The sequence below is a fragment of the Phenylobacterium sp. genome (assembly GCF_046590535.1).
GTDB lineage: Bacteria > Pseudomonadota > Alphaproteobacteria > Caulobacterales > Caulobacteraceae > Phenylobacterium.
The window spans coordinates 1-17,529 of record NZ_JBKJTG010000016.1 but is presented as its reverse complement, the minus strand read 5'-3'; the positions used below and the strand labels follow the sequence as shown (position 1 = coordinate 17,529).

The 17,529-nt window shown below is 65.4% G+C and carries 16 protein-coding genes and 1 tRNA gene; 10 read left to right on the top strand and 7 right to left on the bottom strand.

Annotated elements, in window-relative coordinates; all coding sequences use genetic code 11:
• On the top strand, positions 1-583 hold a 583-nt coding region (locus tag ACLL81_RS01055), incomplete at its 5' end, for a 3'-5' exonuclease (protein ID WP_411286492.1).
• Between the two features lie 6 nt (positions 584-589).
• Here ACLL81_RS01055 and ACLL81_RS01050 read toward each other — a convergent pair.
• The gene (locus ACLL81_RS01050; RefSeq protein ID WP_411286491.1) at positions 590-1,768 is read right to left on the bottom strand and encodes a low temperature requirement protein A; all 1,179 of its coding nucleotides are present in this window, start codon (positions 1,766-1,768) and stop codon (positions 590-592) included.
• 44 nt (positions 1,769-1,812) lie between these two features.
• Between ACLL81_RS01050 and ACLL81_RS01045 the strand changes: the two genes are divergently transcribed.
• The 3 genes from ACLL81_RS01045 to ACLL81_RS01035 are packed head-to-tail and all read left to right on the top strand — an operon-like array spanning position 1,813 to position 5,397.
• Positions 1,813-3,168 carry an O-antigen ligase family protein gene (locus tag ACLL81_RS01045; RefSeq protein WP_411286490.1) on the top strand — a complete coding sequence of 452 codons (1,356 nt, stop codon included), beginning with the start codon at positions 1,813-1,815 and terminating at the stop codon, positions 3,166-3,168.
• Positions 3,131-5,242, top strand: coding sequence for a DNA topoisomerase IV subunit B (gene parE, locus ACLL81_RS01040; RefSeq protein WP_411286489.1), 2,112 nt, complete (start codon positions 3,131-3,133; stop codon positions 5,240-5,242). Before ACLL81_RS01045 ends, parE begins: the two co-directional genes overlap by 38 nt.
• Positions 5,243-5,250: 8 nt before the next feature.
• The gene (locus tag ACLL81_RS01035) at positions 5,251-5,397 is read left to right on the top strand and encodes a hypothetical protein (RefSeq protein WP_411286488.1); all 147 of its coding nucleotides are present in this window, start codon (positions 5,251-5,253) and stop codon (positions 5,395-5,397) included.
• Here ACLL81_RS01035 and ACLL81_RS01030 read toward each other — a convergent pair.
• From ACLL81_RS01030 to ACLL81_RS01010, 5 genes are all read right to left on the bottom strand, one after another.
• Complete coding sequence (locus ACLL81_RS01030; RefSeq protein ID WP_411286487.1) at positions 5,394-6,761, bottom strand: MATE family efflux transporter; 1,368 nt, start codon at positions 6,759-6,761, stop codon at positions 5,394-5,396. The two genes, ACLL81_RS01035 and ACLL81_RS01030, sit on opposite strands and share 4 nt — an antisense overlap.
• 94 nt (positions 6,762-6,855) lie before the next feature.
• Entirely contained in the window at positions 6,856-7,371 is a 516-nt protein-coding gene (locus tag ACLL81_RS01025) for a SixA phosphatase family protein (RefSeq protein ID WP_411286486.1), read from the bottom strand.
• Positions 7,372-7,427: 56 nt separating this feature from the next.
• Complete coding sequence (locus ACLL81_RS01020) at positions 7,428-8,675, bottom strand: glycosyltransferase (RefSeq protein ID WP_411286494.1); 1,248 nt, start codon at positions 8,673-8,675, stop codon at positions 7,428-7,430.
• Positions 8,676-8,808: 133 nt separating this feature from the next.
• On the bottom strand, positions 8,809-8,991 hold the full coding sequence (locus ACLL81_RS01015; protein WP_411286485.1) for a hypothetical protein: 183 nt from the start codon (positions 8,989-8,991) through the stop codon (positions 8,809-8,811).
• Positions 8,992-8,994: 3 nt separating this feature from the next.
• Positions 8,995-9,885, bottom strand: coding sequence for an SPFH domain-containing protein (locus ACLL81_RS01010; protein ID WP_411286484.1), 891 nt, complete (start codon positions 9,883-9,885; stop codon positions 8,995-8,997).
• A 200-nt stretch (positions 9,886-10,085) separates the two neighbouring features.
• Between ACLL81_RS01010 and ACLL81_RS01005 the strand changes: the two genes are divergently transcribed.
• From ACLL81_RS01005 to ACLL81_RS00995, 3 genes are all read left to right on the top strand, one after another.
• Complete coding sequence (locus ACLL81_RS01005; protein WP_411286483.1) at positions 10,086-13,268, top strand: autotransporter outer membrane beta-barrel domain-containing protein; 3,183 nt, start codon at positions 10,086-10,088, stop codon at positions 13,266-13,268.
• Between the two features lie 31 nt (positions 13,269-13,299).
• Positions 13,300-13,373, top strand: a tRNA-Val gene (locus ACLL81_RS01000).
• Positions 13,374-13,809: 436 nt separating this feature from the next.
• Positions 13,810-14,259 (top strand): low molecular weight phosphatase family protein, encoded by a 450-nt coding sequence (locus ACLL81_RS00995; RefSeq protein ID WP_411286482.1) that lies wholly within the window; start codon positions 13,810-13,812, stop codon positions 14,257-14,259.
• 136 nt (positions 14,260-14,395) lie between these two features.
• Here the strand turns inward: ACLL81_RS00995 and ACLL81_RS00990 are convergent, their stop codons facing one another.
• The gene (locus tag ACLL81_RS00990; protein WP_411286481.1) at positions 14,396-15,778 is read right to left on the bottom strand and encodes an OmpP1/FadL family transporter; all 1,383 of its coding nucleotides are present in this window, start codon (positions 15,776-15,778) and stop codon (positions 14,396-14,398) included.
• Between the two features lie 426 nt (positions 15,779-16,204).
• Between ACLL81_RS00990 and ACLL81_RS00985 the strand changes: the two genes are divergently transcribed.
• From ACLL81_RS00985 to ACLL81_RS00975, 3 genes are all read left to right on the top strand, one after another.
• Positions 16,205-16,651, top strand: a complete 447-nt coding sequence (locus ACLL81_RS00985; RefSeq protein ID WP_411286480.1) for an ISAzo13-like element transposase-related protein — start codon at positions 16,205-16,207, stop codon at positions 16,649-16,651.
• Positions 16,648-17,397, top strand: coding sequence for a hypothetical protein (locus ACLL81_RS00980; protein ID WP_411286495.1), 750 nt, complete (start codon positions 16,648-16,650; stop codon positions 17,395-17,397). The genes ACLL81_RS00985 and ACLL81_RS00980 overlap by 4 nt, the downstream gene beginning before the upstream one ends.
• The coding region (locus ACLL81_RS00975) for a UvrD-helicase domain-containing protein (RefSeq protein ID WP_411286493.1) at positions 17,282-17,529 on the top strand (248 nt) is incomplete at its 3' end. The genes ACLL81_RS00980 and ACLL81_RS00975, both read left to right, overlap by 116 nt.

Sequence of the window (17,529 nt, the reverse complement as noted above, 5' to 3'; positions counted from 1 at the left end):
TCTGCCGGGCTGGGAGGAAGGCGTCTTCCCGTCCCAGCGCAGCATTGACGAGAAGGGCGAAAAGGGTCTCGAGGAGGAACGCCGCCTCGCCTATGTCGGCGTCACCCGGGCCAAGTCCGACGCGCGCATCTCCTTCGCCGCCAACCGGCTGGTCTACGGCCGCTGGACCTCGCAGCTGCCCAGCCGTTTCGTCGACGAGCTGCCGATGGCGCACGTCGAGGCCGAGAGCGACACCGGCTACTATGGCGTCACGCCCGGCATGAAGGACGCCAAGAGCCGCTGGGACGACATGCCGACCTTCGGCAGCGGCTATTCCTCGCCGGGCTGGAAGCGGGCCCAGTCGTTCACGGCGGCCAAGGCCCCGGCGGCACGGACCGCGCGGCACACCCTGATCGAGGGCGACGGCCGGCTGGTCGCCACCGCAGATCCCAAAGCAGGCGGCGACTGGTCGAAGGGCGAGCGCGTCTTTCACCAGAAGTTCGGCTACGGCCTAGTCACCGGTATCGAGGGCAACAAGCTGCTGGTCGAATTCGAAAAGGCCGGCGCGAAGAAGGTCATCGACAGCTTCGTGGAGAAGACCTGACGGACGTCAGCCATGGGCTGTGGCCTTCCCAGCTCGCAGATTGCGCCATGCGGCGGTTTCCCACACGCCGACACCGACCAGAACCGCCGTTTCGGCTGCCGCCAGCCCCAACGGCGTCAGGGACGGGACGACGAAGCCCAGCGCTCCCAATGCGAGGATGCCGCCGAGCCGCGACGGCGACCACTTTCCGAAGGCGGCCAGCTTGAACACCTGGGCACCGATCAGGAACAGCATCGGCCCGCCGATGAGGGCCGCGGCGACGGGGAATTTCACGACCCCTCCGGTATGGCTGAGCGACATTTCATCCCCGACCGCCGTGACCACGATGCCGGCGACGACGAGGATCGGCGCATAGGTAAAGGCGCTTCGGGCCAGGCTGCCGGCGTCGTCGGATCCTGCGATCGCCTCGGACGCCGCGTCATGTGCCCGGCTGAACCAGATCCACCACATGGCAAGGCTGCCGATAAAGGCCGTGGCGAACGCCCCCACGACCGGCGGCGTCCAGGCCAGGCCGGCGAAAGTCGCACCGGTGACAAGGATGGATTCGCCCAGGCAGATGATGATGAACAGGCCGACGCGCTCGGCCAGGTGTACGCCCTCGACCTCCCAGTCACTGCTGCTGGAGCGGCCGAGGCCGGGGGTCCAGAAGGTGACGGCCGGGCCGGTGAACTCCGCGATCACGGCCACCAGCCAGACCAGCAGGCGCGTCTGCCCCTCGACGAGCCCACCGCCGATCCAGAGCACCGCGCTCAGCGCGGCCCAAACGGCAATCCGCTGGACGTTCTTCAGCAGAACCTCGTCCCGGCGCACGGCCCACAGGGTGAACAGGCCGCGCCCCAGTTGCAGGGTTGCGAAGGCGCAGGCGAAGACCAGTCCCTTGTCTCCGAACGCGTCAGGCAGGGACGTCGACATCACCAGACCGGCCCCCATCAGGGCGAAGATCATGATCCGGACCAGCACCCGCTCGGGGTCGAGCCAGTTGGTGATCCAGCTGGTGTCGATCCAGGCCCACCAGACCGCCCCCAACAGCATCGCGGCCTGCAGCACCCCGACCCAGGTCAGATGCGCCAGCAGGGTGTGCGAAATCTGGGTGATGGCGAAGACGAAGATGAGGTCAAAGAACAGTTCGACGAAGCCCACCCGGGCTTCCCGTCCGTCCCGGGCCCTCAGCAGATCGCCCGCCATCCGATTCCAACCCTTCGTTAAGCCTGAGGCCCGACTTTACACGCGTGCGCGAGTCTCTCCCAGAAGCGGTCCTGACCGAACCGGTTCCCAGCCTGTGGGAGCGGGCGGCCTGTATTGTCATCATCGCCATGCTGACCGGGGCCCTGATCGGGCCGGTTTTCGCGCCCCTGCAGGAAGAGACGCCGGTGCTGAGGCTGGTCTGGCTGCCGGCCTATGCGGCGATCTTTGGCATGGCGGCGTGGCGCATCGACCGGATTTGGCGGGCCTGGCCCGCGGTGCTGGCCATCCTCTCGGTCGTCGGCCTGGCCTTCGCCTCGAAATACTGGTCGATCGACTATGAGGTGACCAGCCGGCGGATTATCGCCCTGACGATCAGCGGCGTCTTCGCCCTGTATCTGGGGGCCGTGTTCCGGGGCGCGCACCTGCCGCGCCTGTTGATGCAGTCGGCGCTGATCTTGGCCGTGGGCAGCCTCATCATGATCTTCGCCTTTCCGTCGATCGGCGTGCACCAGTTCGACAATGCCGGCCTGTGGCGCGGCCTCTGGTACGAGAAAAACCAGATGGGAGCCGTGATGGTGATCGGAGCGACGGCCTCGGCCGCCTGCCTCGCCTCGCCTGACCCGCGCCGGCTTCTGCCGGCCATCGCCCTTGGCCTGTCCTGCCTGCTGGTGCTGGCGACCCAATCCAAGACCTCGCTGCTGTGCCTGATTGTGGGCCTCAGCCTGGTCGGCGGCTTCTGGTCGCTGAAGCGCGGCGGTGCGGCCTTCAGCGTCGGGGCGATCTGGGTCGCCGTCGTTCTGGCAGGACTGGCCATCTGGACCTGGGACACCCATTCGGTCGCCGTGCTGGAAGCGCTCGGCAAAGACCCTTCCCTGACCGGCCGGACCGAGATCTGGGACAGTCTGATGCGCAAGGTCGCCGACCGACCGTGGACCGGATACGGCTATGGGGCCTTTTGGGGACGGGCGGGAGAGTCCATTCCCGCCGACTGGGTCCGCAAGGAGACCGGCTGGACCGTGCCGAGCGCACACAATGGCTGGATCGACCTGCTGGTTCAGCTCGGCTGGCCCGGCGCGGTTCTGGTTGGTATTCTGATGGTGACGACGACGCTAATCAGCGTGCTGAGGTCCATGGCGTCAGGCGTCCGCGAGGGCTGGTGGGCGTTGGGCTTTCTCGGGGCCTTCTTCGTCCTGAGCCTGTCGGAAAGCATCCTGGTCCAGCACCAGAGCCTGCCGTGGGTGTTGTTCCTGGCCGTCCTGACCCGCGCGATCCTGCCGTCGCCCGCTGAAGCCGCCGTGCCGCTTGTGGAGAAGCGCGGCGGAGCCTACCAGACCGGCTCCCGAATCGCCGCACAGTATCCGCATGGGCCAGTCCGCCGACCTCCTTTCGCTGTTCGATGACGAGCCGACGCAACCGCGTCCCGCCGATCCCGTTCCCACGCCTGACATCGTGACCGAGCCGGCCCTGACACCGCAGGTCGTTGCGCCGAAGCCGGAACCGGTCCGCACCGCCTCGCCCTCGGTCCCGTCCGCACCGCCCCTGCCCGGCAGCTATTCCGCCTCCTCGATCGAGGTGCTGGAAGGACTTGAGCCCGTCCGCAAACGCCCCGGCATGTATATCGGCGGCACCGACGAGCGGGCGCTGCACCACCTGTTCGCCGAGGTGCTCGACAACGCCATGGACGAGGCCGTGGCCCGGCATGCGAAGCTGATCACGGTCGATCTCGATGCCGACGGCTGGCTTGCGGTCAAGGACGACGGCCGCGGCATTCCGGTCGACCCGCACCCCAAGCATCCCGGGAAGTCGGCGCTGGAAGTCGTCATGACCGTGCTGCACTCGGGCGGCAAATTTTCGGGCAAAGCCTATGAGACTTCAGGCGGTTTGCACGGGGTTGGTGTCTCGGTCGTCAATGCGCTGAGCGAGCGACTGGAGGTCACCGTCTGGCGCGACGGGCATGAATGGACCCAGTCGTTCAGCCGCGGCCTGCCGCTCGGTTCGATCGTCCAGGGCGCGCCCTCGAAGAAGAAGGGCACCCTGATCCGTTTCAAGCCGGACGAGGAGATCTTCGGCGTCGGCGCGGCCTTCAAGCCCGCCCGCCTGTTCCGCATGGCGCGGTCAAAGGCCTATCTGTTCCGCGGCGTCGAAATCCGCTGGACCTGTGCCGCGGAACGCATCACCGACCACACCCCGACCGAGGCGGTATTCCACTTCCCCAACGGCCTGGCCGACGCCCTGGCCGAGCGAATCGGCGACCTGGAGACCGTCACGCCGGCCTTCTCCGGTCGGGTCGAACGCAAGGGCGAGGCCGGGGCGGTCGAATGGGCCGTGACCTGGTCGCCGATCGGCTTCGGCGAGGCCGACGGCTTCGTCTCATCCTACTGCAACACCGTCTCGACGCCCGACGGCGGCACGCACGAAGCCGGCTTCCGCGCCGCTCTGGTCAAGGGCCTCAAGGCCTATGGCGAACTGGTCAGGGAGAAGCGCGCCGAGCTGATCACGGCCGAGGACGTCATCGCCAACGCCGGGGCCATGATCTCGGTCTTCATCCGCAATCCCGAATTCCAGGGCCAGACCAAGGACCGGCTGTCATCTCCGGACGCCCAGCGGCTGGTCGAACAGCTGATGCGCGATCCGCTGGATCACTGGCTGACCGAGAGCCCCAAACAGGCCAACACCCTGCTGGGCTTCGTCATCGAACGCGCCGAAGACCGCCTGAAGCGGCGCAAGGACAAGGAGGTCCAGCGGGCCCAGGCCACGCGCAAGCTGCGCCTGCCCGGCAAGCTCTCGGACTGTTCGCGCCTGTCGGCAAACGGCACCGAGCTGTTCATCGTCGAGGGCGACTCGGCCGGCGGCTCGGCGAAACAGGCGCGCGACCGCACCACCCAGGCCATCCTGCCCCTGCGCGGCAAGATCCTGAATGTTGCGTCGGCCACCGCCGACAAGCTGCGCGCCAACATCGAACTGTCCGACCTGGCGCTGGCGCTGGGGGTTCAGCCCGGCAGCCGGTTCAACATCGAGGACCTGCGCTACGAGCGGATCGTCATCATGACAGACGCCGACGTGGACGGCGCGCACATCGCGGCCCTGCTGATCACCTTCTTCTATCGCTCCATGCCCGAGACGATCCGGCAGGGCCGGCTGTTCATGGCCCTGCCCCCGCTCTACCGGATCAGCGCCGGGCCGCTGTCGGAATACGCCCGCGACGACGCCCACCGCGACGAGCTTCTGGCCTCGGTGTTCAAGGGCAAGAAGGTCGAGATCGGCCGGTTCAAGGGTCTGGGCGAGATGATGGCCTCCCAGCTCAAGGAGACGACCATGGACCCGAAAAAGCGCACCCTCGCGCGGGTCACCGTCCCGGCCTCGGAAGACGAGATCGAGGACCTGGTCGAACGGCTGATGGGCAAGAAGGCCGAGGCCCGGTTCCAGTTCATCCAGGACAACGCCCAGTTCGCGGTGGCTGATCTGGACGTGTAGAATGCCGTATGGCTGACGATCCAGACGAACACGAAGAGCCGATGGACGACGATCCGTTCGCGGTGTTCGACGAGTGGGCGAGCGAGGCGGACCAGCGCGCCTACACCGACCTCCAAGGACCGTCGCAAGCGAGCGTAGGCGTCGTCGCGCCTTAACCTCCTACCACCCCCTTCGGCGCCAGCCCCGCCAGTTTCCGCTTCAGCTGGTCCCGCAGGAACAGCAGCGCGACCACGGCTTGCAGCAGGGCCGAGGCGGCGGAGGCCCACCACAGGTGTTCGAGCTTCGCCCAGGGTTGGGTCGACAGCCAGAAGGCGGCCGAGGTGAAGACGATCAGGCGCAGCACGCCGCCGACCAGGGCCGGACGGGTGTCGCCGAGCGCCTGGAAAGCCCCGGAGGCGGTGAAGATCAGGCCGGTGCCGATGAAATTCAGCGAGACGATGCGCAGATAGGTCGCCGCGACCTCGGCCACCGCCGGGTCGGGCGCGAACGGGGCCACAAGCCAGCGCGCCTCCCACAGGCACAGGGCGGTCAAACAGGCCATCAGGGCCGAACTCATGAGGGCGGCGTCGCGCACCGTGCGGCGGACGCGGTCGGGCAGGCCCGCGCCGAAATTCTGGCCGGCGACGGGGGCGACGGCGAAGGAAATGGCCATGGCGGGCAGGAAGATCGCCTGCATGACCCGCGACCCGACCCCGAACCCGGCCTGGGCCTCGCTGCCGAAATTGCGGATGACGGAATAGACCACGCCCATGGTCACGAACATGAGCAGGAATTCGACCGCTGACGGCAGGCCGATGCCGACGATCCGGGCGAGGACGGCGGGATGGGGCCGGTCGAGGCGCAGGGGCGCCGTCATCAGGGTCTGCACCCGCCCGAACAACCAGACGCAGCCGAGGAAGCCCGCCATGGCGGCTATGGAGCTGGCCAGGCCCGCGCCGAACGCACCGAGGGGGACGCCTGAACCCCAGCCGGCGATCAGCACAGGGGCCAGGACGGCGTTCAGCAGCACCGTACCCGTCTGCACCAGCATGGTCGGCCGGACGACCCCGGCCGCCCGCAGGGCCGCGCTCATGGCGCCGGTCGGGAACATCAGGGCGAGCGCCGGCAGGAAGCCGTTCAGATAGGCCTTGCCCTGGGCGGCCGTGGCGGGGTCGGCGGCGAGGGCGTCGATGGCCAGTCCGCCAAAGCCGTAGCCGAGCGCCAGGGTCAGGACGGACAGGCCGGCGGACAGCAGCATCGACTGGCGATAGACGCCGTCCACCTGGCTGAAATCCTTGCCGCCGATGGCGCGGGCGATCAGCGAGAGCGAGCCCACCGCGACCATCTGGGCCGCGGCCATGACCAGGAAGAAGACCACGCCCGCCAGGCCGACGCCGGCCAGGGCGTCCGGGCCGACAGAACCGACGAAATAGAGGTCGATCAGGAAATAGAGGGTCTGGAACAACAGGCCCAGGCCGATGAAGGCCGCCATGCCGATCAGCTGTTTGCTAATGGAGCCCTGGGTGAGGTCCTGCTGCATCTGGAGTCGCCCGGCGCCGCGCATGGCCTGCCCATGCCGAACGGTCGCGATTTACCCGGGCGAAACTAACCCGTCAATATTACCCGGATATATTCTATTCACACGTCGTCGGCGCGCCGTAGCGGGTCACGACGCCGGTGGCTTGCGCGCCGTCCAGATCCAGCACTGTCAGCCGGTCGTATTCGCAGTCCGCCATATCGGCGGCCTCGGCATAGCCCAGGGCCCGGGCGATCAGGGGGATGGTGTTGCTGTGGCCGACGACCAGAACGACGGTGTCGTCCGGATAGCTCTGGATGCGGGCGGCGATGGCGGCGACATGACCGGCCGTTCCGCCTTCGAAGGCGAAGGCCTCGGGCGTCACCGAATGATGGGCCGCCGTCGGCGCTGCGGTCAGACGGGTGCGTTGCAGCGGGCTGGTGAAGACATGGTCCGGATGGAAGTCGACCAAGGCCTGGGACAGGGCCTCGGCGCGGGCCTGGCCGGCCTCGGACAGAACCGGATCGGCGCTGGCGTCGACCTTCTCCGCATGCCGGACCAGGACGACGGTCTGGGCCATGGCGGAGCCGGCGGTCAACAGCGACAGGGCGGTCGCGAGCAGGAGGCGTTTCATGATCTCAATCCCCGTTTCGGCGCAGACTGGCGGGCGGCGCGGCGGCTGTCGAGCGGTCAGTGCGTCTTCCACTCGCCCGGCTGGGCGAAGGCGGGTTCGCCGCTGACCTCGGCATAGACGGAGCTGAGATCCTCGAAGACGCGGTTCCAGGAGAAGCGTTCGACCGTGCGCAGGCGCGCGGCGACGCCCAGGGCCTCGACGTCGCGGGCGAACAGGGCCTCGATGGCGGCGGCGTAGTGGCGCGGGTCGGCGCTCTTCGCGAGCTGGCCGACAGTGTCGTCGACGGTTTCCTTAACGCCGCCGGCGTTGACGCCGACGACCGGGCGGCCGCAGGCCATGGCCTCCAGCACGATCAGGCCGAACGGCTCCTTGTCATTGGCGTGGACGAAGGCGTCGCAGCTGGCGATGATCCTGGCCACGGCCTTGGGATTGGCTTCATACGGCAGGGAGATGACCCGCTCCTCGGCCGGCATGCCGGCTCCGGCGCCGACGAGCACCAGGTAGTAGGGATCGCCCAGTTTCTGGACCGCCTCGATCAGGACGTCGATGTTCTTTTCCCGGGCCGGACGGCCGGCGAAGCAGAGCAGCCGGGCCGAAGCGGGCAGGCCCAGCTTCTTCAGCAACCAGTCGCGGTCGCGACGGTCGGGCCGGAAGGTGTCGATCTCGACCCCCAGGGGCCGGATGACGATATTGCCGACGCCCGCTTCTTCAAGGCGACGGGCGATGTAGCGGCTGGGCGAGATGACGCGGTCGAACTGGCCGAACAGCCGGGCCCAGCGTTTCTCGACCGGCTTCTTGGCCCATTCGCCGAAATGCAGGGCGGCGAGGCCGGCGGGATCGGAGTGGCAGAAGCCGACGACCGGGCAGCCGGCGCGCTGGCCCGCGGCCAGGGCCCCCTGCCCCGGCGTATAGGGATCGCCGGCCTCGATGATCGACGGGTTCAGCGACGCGACCCAGGCGGCCCAGCGGCTGACAGAGGTCGGCCAGCGGTAGCCGTCGCCGAACGGCAGCTTGGTCGCGTGAAGCTGGACGACACCGTCGTCGCCGGCCTTGTGGTGGGCGCCGGGAACGACCAGAGAATGGGCGACGCCGGGGCGGTTCGCGTCCAGCCAGGCCTTCTTGGACTGCAGATAGCGTTTCACCCCGCCCGAGCGAGGGGCATAGAGCATGGTGGTGTCGACCAGCCGGGGACGGCCGTCATCGCCGGCGGCCTTGGTCGCCGCGAGCGTCTCGGAGACCTCCTCGTCCCAGCCGGGGAACAGGCGCAGTTCGCCTTCCTGCACCTCGAGCCCGGCGAGGGTCATGAGTTCGCGCTCGGTCGCGCTGATGCTGGACGCGCCGACGCGCCGGACCCGTCTCTGGATGCGGCGGGCCTTGCGGACCTTGGACATGTGCGACTTCACCATGCGCGGCCCGTAACGCCGACGAAGGCGAAGCTCAAGCGCCGTCCGTCGGCGGAACGTCTTCCGAGGGTGAAATCCCGCGCCGGGCGAGGGCTTCGCGCAGCAGGCATTCGACCTGGGCGTTGACCGAGCGCAGCTCGGCGGCGGCCAATCGCTCGACCGCCGCCATCACCCCGGACGAGGCGCGCATCAGGAAGGGCTTTCTGGGCCGGGCCATGCCTCAACCGTACAGGGTGCCGGTGTTGATCACCGGCTGGGCCTCACGGTCGGCGCACAGCACCACCAGCAGGTTGGACACCATGGCCGCCTTGCGGTCCTCGTCGAGATCGACGACGCCGCGCTCGTTCAGGTCGGCCAGGGCATTCTCGACCATGGCCACCGCGCCCCTGACGATCAGCCGCCGGGCCGAAAGAATGGCTTCGGCCTGCTGGCGGCGCAGCATGACGCCGGCGATCTCGGGGGCGTAGGCCAAGTGCGCAAGACGGGCCTCGTCGACGGCCAGACCCGCGGCCGCGACCCGGCCGACCAATTCGTCACGCAGGCGGGCCGCCACGTCCTCGGCGTCTGCCCTGAGGGTCATCTCGGAGTCGGCTCCCTCCTCGCCGTGGTCGTAGGCATAGTGGGAGGCGATGTCGCGCAGGGCCGTGTCCACCTGTATGGCCGCGAAAGCCTCATAATCATTGACGTCGAACAGGGCCTGGGCCGAATCCTGGACACGCCAGACCACATTGGCGGCGATCTCGATCGGATTGCCGCGCTTGTCGTTCACTTTCAGCTTGTCGCTGGTCAGGTTGCGGACCCGCAGGGAGATCTTCTTGCGGCTGTACCAGGGCAGGACCCAGCGCAGGCCGGTCTTGCGATCGGTGCCGCGGTAGGCGCCGAACAGCATGATGGCCATGCCCTCGTTCGGCTGGAGCGAATAGAGGCCGCAGATCAGCAGCAGACCGACGACCGCGGTGACGGCGCCGCCCACGACACGCAGGGCGGTGTCGGGGTCCTGGGCCACGCTGATCGGTCCGGCGATGAGCAGCGCCATCCCGAGCAGCAGCATCAGTATGCCGTTGACGGTGCTGGCCGGGCGTTCGGTGGATCTGGAGTGGGCATTGGTCATCGTTCGCTCCCAAAGTCGATATGAAAATGATATCACATCGATTGCGCTTTTGGCAATAGTCGCGCTTGCGGAATCCCCTCCGATCGCGGGAGAGGCCTTGCATTCGCCTCAAATTCGAGAAACTTGAGGCAGGCTGGCATGGTCCCTGTTAGAGGATCGCCGGCGTCTCTGCGCGTACCGTCCACAGGGGTTTCTACCGAATGCGTATTCTACTCGCGACCGCGGTTGCGATCGCTCCCCTGATGGCCGCCACCGGCGCCATGGCCGAAGTCGTGATCACGACGGCGCGCACCACGCCGATCACGACGTCCAACGCCACCGGCACGGGTCCCGACGACATCCGCCTGTCCGGGGCCGGCTCGATCGCCCTGACCAGCGGCACGGCGGTGACGGTCGATTCGAATCACGACTTCACCATGGAGGGGACCTCCACGATCACCATGTCGCCGGCGGCTAGCGGCGCCACGGCCGTGCTGGTCAATGCAGGCTTGACCTCCAACGTCACCATCGGCGCGTCGATCCTCATCGTCGACGACATCCTGAACTATGCCGACACCGACAATGACGGCGACATTGACGGGGTCTGGGCCACCGGCACGGACCGCTACGGCATCCGCTACGCCGCCGGGGCGCCGGTCACGGGCGACCTGATCGTCGGCACGACCGGCTCCGTCGGCGTCGACGGCAACAACTCCTACGCCATCTCGATCGAATCCGGATTGATCGGCAAGCTCCAGACCCAGGGCATTATCCGGGTCTTCGGCGACAACTCCATCGCTCTCCGGACCCAGGGCGCCGTCACCGGCGACGTCAGCCTGTTGGGCATGATCACCGGGCGCGGCCTCAATACCTCCGCCGTTTCGATCGGCGGCGACGTGGGCGGGCGGCTGACGCTGCAGGGTGATATCAGCGCCAGCGGCTACCGCTACACCAGCCTGGGCAACGCCGCCTTCGTGGCCGGCCTCGAGCCCGAGGACAGGTTGCAGGGCGGTCCGGCGGTGATCATCGCCGGCAATGTCGCCGGCGGCGTGGTCATCGACCGACCCCCGACCGACGCCAGCACCACCAATACGGACGAGGACAACGACGGCATCCCCGACGCGACCGAAGGCACGGGCGCCATCAACAGCTTCGGCGCCGCGCCCGCCATCCTGGTCGGCTCGACGACCCGGTCCGTCACGCTCGGCGTTGTCGGGACCGACGACAACGCCTTCGGCTTCATCAACAGCGGCACGATCACGGGTCAGGGCATCTACGAGGGCATCGCCGCCAATGCGGTCGTGTTCGGCGGCAATGCCGGCCAGGCCGTCACCATCGACGGCGGCGTCCGCAACCAGGGCACGGTCGCCGCCCTGGCGAACGGGGCCAGCGCCACGGCCTTCCGGTTCGGCGTCGGCGCCGCCACGCCCCGGTTCGTCAACTCCGGCGCCATCACCGGCGGCGTCGCCAGCGAAGTCGCCGCCAATGCGGTCGCCATCCAGATCGACGCGGGCGCCGCGCTGCCCAGCATCATCAACAACGGCTCCATCCTAGCCTCGGCCGGCGGCGGCGCCGCCAATGTAACCGCCATCAACGACCTCAGCGGCACGCTGGTCTCGATCACCAACACCCGCTCGCTGCAGGCGACCCTGAGCGCCAATGCGAATGGCGACCCTGTCACGGGCTCCACCACCGCCATCAATGTCGCCGCCAACACGACCGGCGTAACGATCCTGCAGACCGGCGTCGCCTCCGCGCCCTCGACGTTGGATCCCGACACCGACGGCGACGGCGTGCCGAACAGTGTCGAACCGGTCATAGTCGGCAACATCCTGCTGGGCTCCGGCGCCGATACGGTCGACATCCGCAACGGCGTCGTCTTCGGCGCCATCGATTTCGGCGCCGGCGCCGACACCCTGTCGATTACCGGCGGCGGCATCGTGCGCAGCGCCCTGTCGGACATCGGCGGCGACCTGACGATCAACGTGGCCAATGGCATCCTCGACGCCCGTCACACGACCCCGCTGAACATCACCAGCCTGAACGTCGGCGCCGCCGGCGACCTGATCGTCACCATCGACCCGGCGAACAACGCCTCGGGCGGCTTCAATGTCGCCGGAACCGCGACCCTGGCTGACGGCGCCGGCCTGGGCGTCCGCTTCACCTCCCTGCTGGCGGCCCCCGGGCGCTTCACCCTGATCGATGCGGCGACGCTGAATTTCGGCGCCATCGACCTGGGTTCGATCGAGGCGAATTCGCCCTATCTCTACCGGGTTTCGGCCGGCTCCAATGTGCCGGCGGGCCAGGTCTTCGTCGATGTGCGCCGACGCACCGCAGGCGAAGCCGACTTCATCGCGGTCGAGGCGGCGCTGTACGACTCGTTTTATTCGGCCCTCGGCGGGGCCGGCGCGGAGGATATCCGCAACGCTTTCCTCGCCCAGACCGGGCGCGAGGACTTCATCAACCTGTATGAGCAGCTGCTGCCCGACCACGCCGGCGGCCCCCTGCTTTCGCTGTCCTCCGGCACCGACGCGGTGACGCGCGCGCTGACGGGCCGCAACGCCTCGGCGTCCCCGGGCGAGACCAGCGCCTGGGTGCAGGAGATCAATTTCTACGCCGACAAGGACAAGACCGACACCTACGGCTTCCGCTCGGAAGGGTTCGGCGTCGCCGGGGGCATCGAGCGCGGCACGGGCCTGGGCGCGGTCGGCATCACAGCGGCCTTCACCTCGTCCGACCTCGAGGACCCCGAGTCCGAAGCCGAGGAAGTGCTGTCGGCCAGCCTGCTGGAACTGGGCCTCTACTGGCGCGCCCAGGGTCAGTACTGGACCACCTGGGCGCGGGCCGCGGCCGGCTATGCGACCTTTGAATCCGAGCGCCGCTTCGTCGGCGCCGGGCTGAACCTGTCCAACGAATCGGACTGGAGCGGCTTCTCCCTCGCGGCGGCCGGCGGCGTCTCCTACGAACGCAATTTCGGTCGCTTCAGCGTCCGGCCCGAGGCCTATGCCGAATTCTTCTCGCTCAGCGAGGACGGTCACGTCGAGACCGGCGGCGGCGACGGCTTCGATCTCGAGATCGACGACCGCGACGGACACCTGTTCTCGGCCACGGCGGCGGTGAACCTCGGCATGGCAATGGGCGAGAACAGCTGGCTGCGCCCGGAACTGCGCGTCGGCTGGCGCCAGAACATCTCGGTCGATCCGGGCGAGACCATCGCCCGCTTCCGTTCAGGCGGCCCGGACTTCGTCCTGGACGGCGGCTCGATCGAGGGCGGCGGACCGATCGTGGGTCTTCGCCTGAACGTCGGCAATGAACTGGGCATGCTGACCATCAGCGCCGACGCGGAAATGATCGAGGACTACGTTCGGTATCTGCTGTTCCTGCGAGCCAGCTTCCGGTTCTAGGGCACGGAAATTCCGCAGGTTTCATGCGGATGGGCGGCTAGCTCAGCTGGTCAGAGCACCTCGTTTACACCGAGGGGGTCGGGGGTTCGAGTCCCTCAGCGCCCATTTGCCGCATAGGCACCACGACGTATCCAGACGAATCGCCGCGAAGTTCGCGGCTTTTCGGATTTATGGTCTGCTTTAGAAGTGGCTCCTTTCGCCTGCGTTCTGGTGCTTTCGATGCCACGATAGTTGCCACCGCCTTTTGTGACTTAGACCTGACGGCTTTCGGAAAATGGTCATCAGTCACTGGATTTCCGAACGCCTTGGGACGTCCACAACAGCCACTTATGACCCGGCCGAGGATCCACCTAAGAATTCGCGCCCAGTGGTCCGAAAACCGGGGCCCACATCAATGGGCAGCGGGTTCGATTGCCGTCAGCTACAGTGTCTGAGCAGATGACTCGGCATGTTGAGCGAATGTGAATTGCCAAGTGCTGGATGAGTATGAGTTCAGCTGCCACGATCAGGCCGGATCAATCTGTTTTGCTGCGGACTCTCAATGAAAACAGTTCTCTTTCTCTGCACCGGAAACTATTACCGCAGCCGATATGCTGAAATCCTCTTCAACTCACAGGCCAAGGAGATTGGCTTGCAGTGGAGGGCTACTTCCAGAGGGCTCGCTCCTGATCCTCGAAATCCCGGCCCAATGTCACGTGATACGATGGCGGCGTTGCAGAAACAGAGCATCTCTGTTGAAGACCATCTGCGGCGTCCATTGAAAGTGACCGACACGGACTTTGAATCGAACAATTATGTTGTTGCGGTGAAGGAAACTGAACATCGCCCCATGATTCTGCGACACTTTCCGCACTGGTTGACAAAAGTCGAATTCTGGCACGTCCACGATCTGGACTGCTGCGGCCCGGATGAAGCGATTCCACATCTGGATCAGGAAGTGGCAGCATTGGTGTCGAGGCTCGGCAAGGCGATTCGTGAACCATCGACTTGATTTATACGCCTGATCAACGAGCCCATCCCTGCTAACGGTGGCGACGTTACACTTCAGCTGCATTCGGGGATCAGTCCAGCACAGCGTTAACGTTGAACTGGAATTTCCGCAGCACGGGAAGCGAACGCGGGCAATGTTAGTGAGCGCCGCCGGAGCGGCAGGGGACGCTGCACTTCCGACCACCGAATTTCACAGTCGCTCCGACGAGGGTCATGTCTACGGCAGTCGTGCTCTGGATCGACGTGCCGGGGACCGCCCCGGCTGGCAGCACAATCGGACCGCTGATCGAGTTCTCAAAGCCGTGAGCGTACGCCATTGACAGCGAGAACGCTTCCGTCACGTGGTACGACGCTCCGGCATAAAGCGTATGTTCGATGGTGAGGGGCGAACCCACGTTGGCCGCCGTTTGACTGTCGCGGATCGGGTTCTCGCTCCAGCTATAACCCAATCGCACCGACATCGCGTCTGTCATCTGGTACTGAGCCCCCAACGCAACTGCGAGGATACTTTCGAAGCCGACGCCTTGCAACGCCCCTGTCGGAGCGAAACCGGATTCGCCGAAGCCGTCCGTGTTCTCGAAGTCGAGGTATCTGAGGTCCGCAGCCAGCAACCAGCGCTCGAAGCCTTTGTAGGATGTGCCCACCGAGACGATTGCCGGGAGATTCAGACTGACTTCGGCAGTGCGAGGCTGGCCGAGTTCATTGGTGGTGTTGAATCGGTACGATTGAAACCATTGGGGACTCTTGTAGGCCGAACCAAAGCCCCAGTCGCCTGCCTTGTAATAGGCTCCGAGGTTGAAGCCGCCGCCCCATGCAGAGCGTGAATGATTACCCGGTGGGTAAGTTGCAAACCCGTCACCGTTGGTATCGTCCGGAGCCGCGAACACGGCCGGGTCGAACTGCAGCATGCCGAGATCCAGCAGCGGACTAACCGAAAGCGAGAATTGGTCATTTACGTCATAGACCAATGCCGGAGCGATTTGCAGAACTTGGTACTGCGAGAAGATCGGTCCGAATCCCAGCCCGTTCGGCGCTGGTGCCGTGAGCACAGGATTCGTCGTACTTCCGCCGTAGTTCAGACCGAAGCCAGCTGCTGCGAACACACCCAGACCGTAAGTGAATGGCGACTCTTCCGGACGATAAGCCAGAGCAATTGTCGGCATCGCAAACATCGCGTCTTCGTTCCCGGTTGTACCCGCCAGATCAACCGGAGGAACACCCGGCCCGAAGGTATTGGCCGGCACGCTCGACGACAGGTTCGTATGCGGGAACAGCAACTCTGCACCGACGTCGAGCTGGGAACTTTCCAGACCCGAGAGAGTTGCCGGGTTCCAAAACAATGCACCGCTCGCCGACAAGGGTGCGGCCGTTGAAGCACCCCCCATCGATCGATTGATCGGGCCGGCCCCAGACAGCATCGGGCCGAACTGCGCCGCAGCCGGCGTTGCAGCGATGGTGAGTACCCACGCAACCAGCACACACGCTTTTCCGCCCACCGCAGTCGCACAGCGTTTCAACATCGACTTATCCTTGCTTAGGAGTTGCAGCAACTCTGCGGGATGTATCGACGTTAGTAAATATGAAGTTTGAAACGGTCGCAATCGCGCGCTCACTTCGCGGCAACATTCATTGGAGATCCTGCAATTGCTGCGTAACCGAAAAAGTCGAGTACACACGGTGTCGAGCGCAGCACCGCTGTCCAGGTCACAGCCTCTGCACCCTCATAGTCAGCAGAGATCGCCGCCACCGCGTCCGAATTCGGATTAGGCAGTGGGTGTATTTCCCCAGGGGGAAGTCCTCCAGCGCCCAGACGGCATTCATCGAATGGATTCCTGCAGCGCTACGGAATGTAAGGCAAGGCCCGGAAATAACAATACCCGTTTGACACACAGAATTGGCAGCAGAAGCGGCGGAGCCGCCCCGCTGCCAATTTTTCGTGCGAGTGATTGTGTCGAATTCACGGTCGTCCGCAACATGGTGAATTCGAGCGTCGACAGGCCCTGATCGACGAAAAAAGCTGGACGTCCGAACAACTGCCTCATACCAATTCGATTGGCGAAATTCTCAACCGTCTGGGATTCAAACTGCGACGAGTTCAGAATTCGAAGCCGTTGAAGAAAGTGCGTGAGACCGACGCAATCTTTCAGAATGTCTTGCAGGAAAATCGGGCCTCGGATGTCCGTCAGGATTCGTTGCGGATCTCCATTGATTCCAAGGCGAATCTGGATTTTGGGGAGTTTTCAAGAGGCGGCGTGCTGCGAGCCGCCACAGCGTCTCATGCGCGACGAGACTCTTCCCAAATACTTCGTTCGCATCTCACCCCAATCCGATTCCGGGTGACGTACTTCGCCAAAGTTGCTCCGGTGACGCAGCAACATGATGACGCACCTTGACCGAGAACGGCGCTTCGCTTCTGTTCTCGTTCAAGGTGCGCCAAACGGGTATTTTTATTTCCGGGCCTTGCCTTACAACCACCGGTGGCACGTCCACCGCCGCGAGCTGGACGTCCGGGTCAGTGAGCTCGAGCAGCAATTACAGCGACTTTCAGACGATTTCAACAACGCTGACTCCGTCATGGACCGGGCGTCTGATCTCGGCTCAGCCGAAGATCCGCACAACAGGATCCGGCGCTGCCGAAACACAGGATTTTTGGGTCGACAACGTCAGTCTGCAAGTGTTGTCCGCTCCTTCCGGAAAGGCGATCTATCGCCAGGTGATTTCGACGGCGACCAATCCATTCGGGGTCACGTTTAACAGTAATGGCATTTATGTGCTGAACCTGGGAGGTGCCGATCTGACCATTTCGAACAGCATGATTGTCGGAACTCTGATCATTCAGAATGCCGGCACAGTGAGGGTCGGCGAGCGTCGCGCAACATGCGATGATGCCTTCGGATTGCCCGGACCAGCCCAAAATCGTGCTGACGAGCCGGCAATGAGTCACCGAAGGATCGAACTCGATGCGTCGCCTGATACGAGCCTCTGCCGGAAGCGGGAAGACGTTTCAGCTCTCGGGGCATTTTCTGAGACAACTCTTTCGGGGGCATCAGCCCGAGACCATTCTGGCGACGACGTTTACCCGCAAAGCCGCCGGCGAGATTCTTGGCCGAGTGCTCACGCGACTGGCCGAGGCGGCTGACAGTGAGGCCGGGGCGGCGAAGCTGGGCGAATTTCTCCAGCTGAAGGATGTGACCTGCGCTCGCTCGCTCGCACTGTTGGCGGCTGTCACAGGGCAGCTGCATCGGGTTCGCGTCTGCACACTCGACAGCTT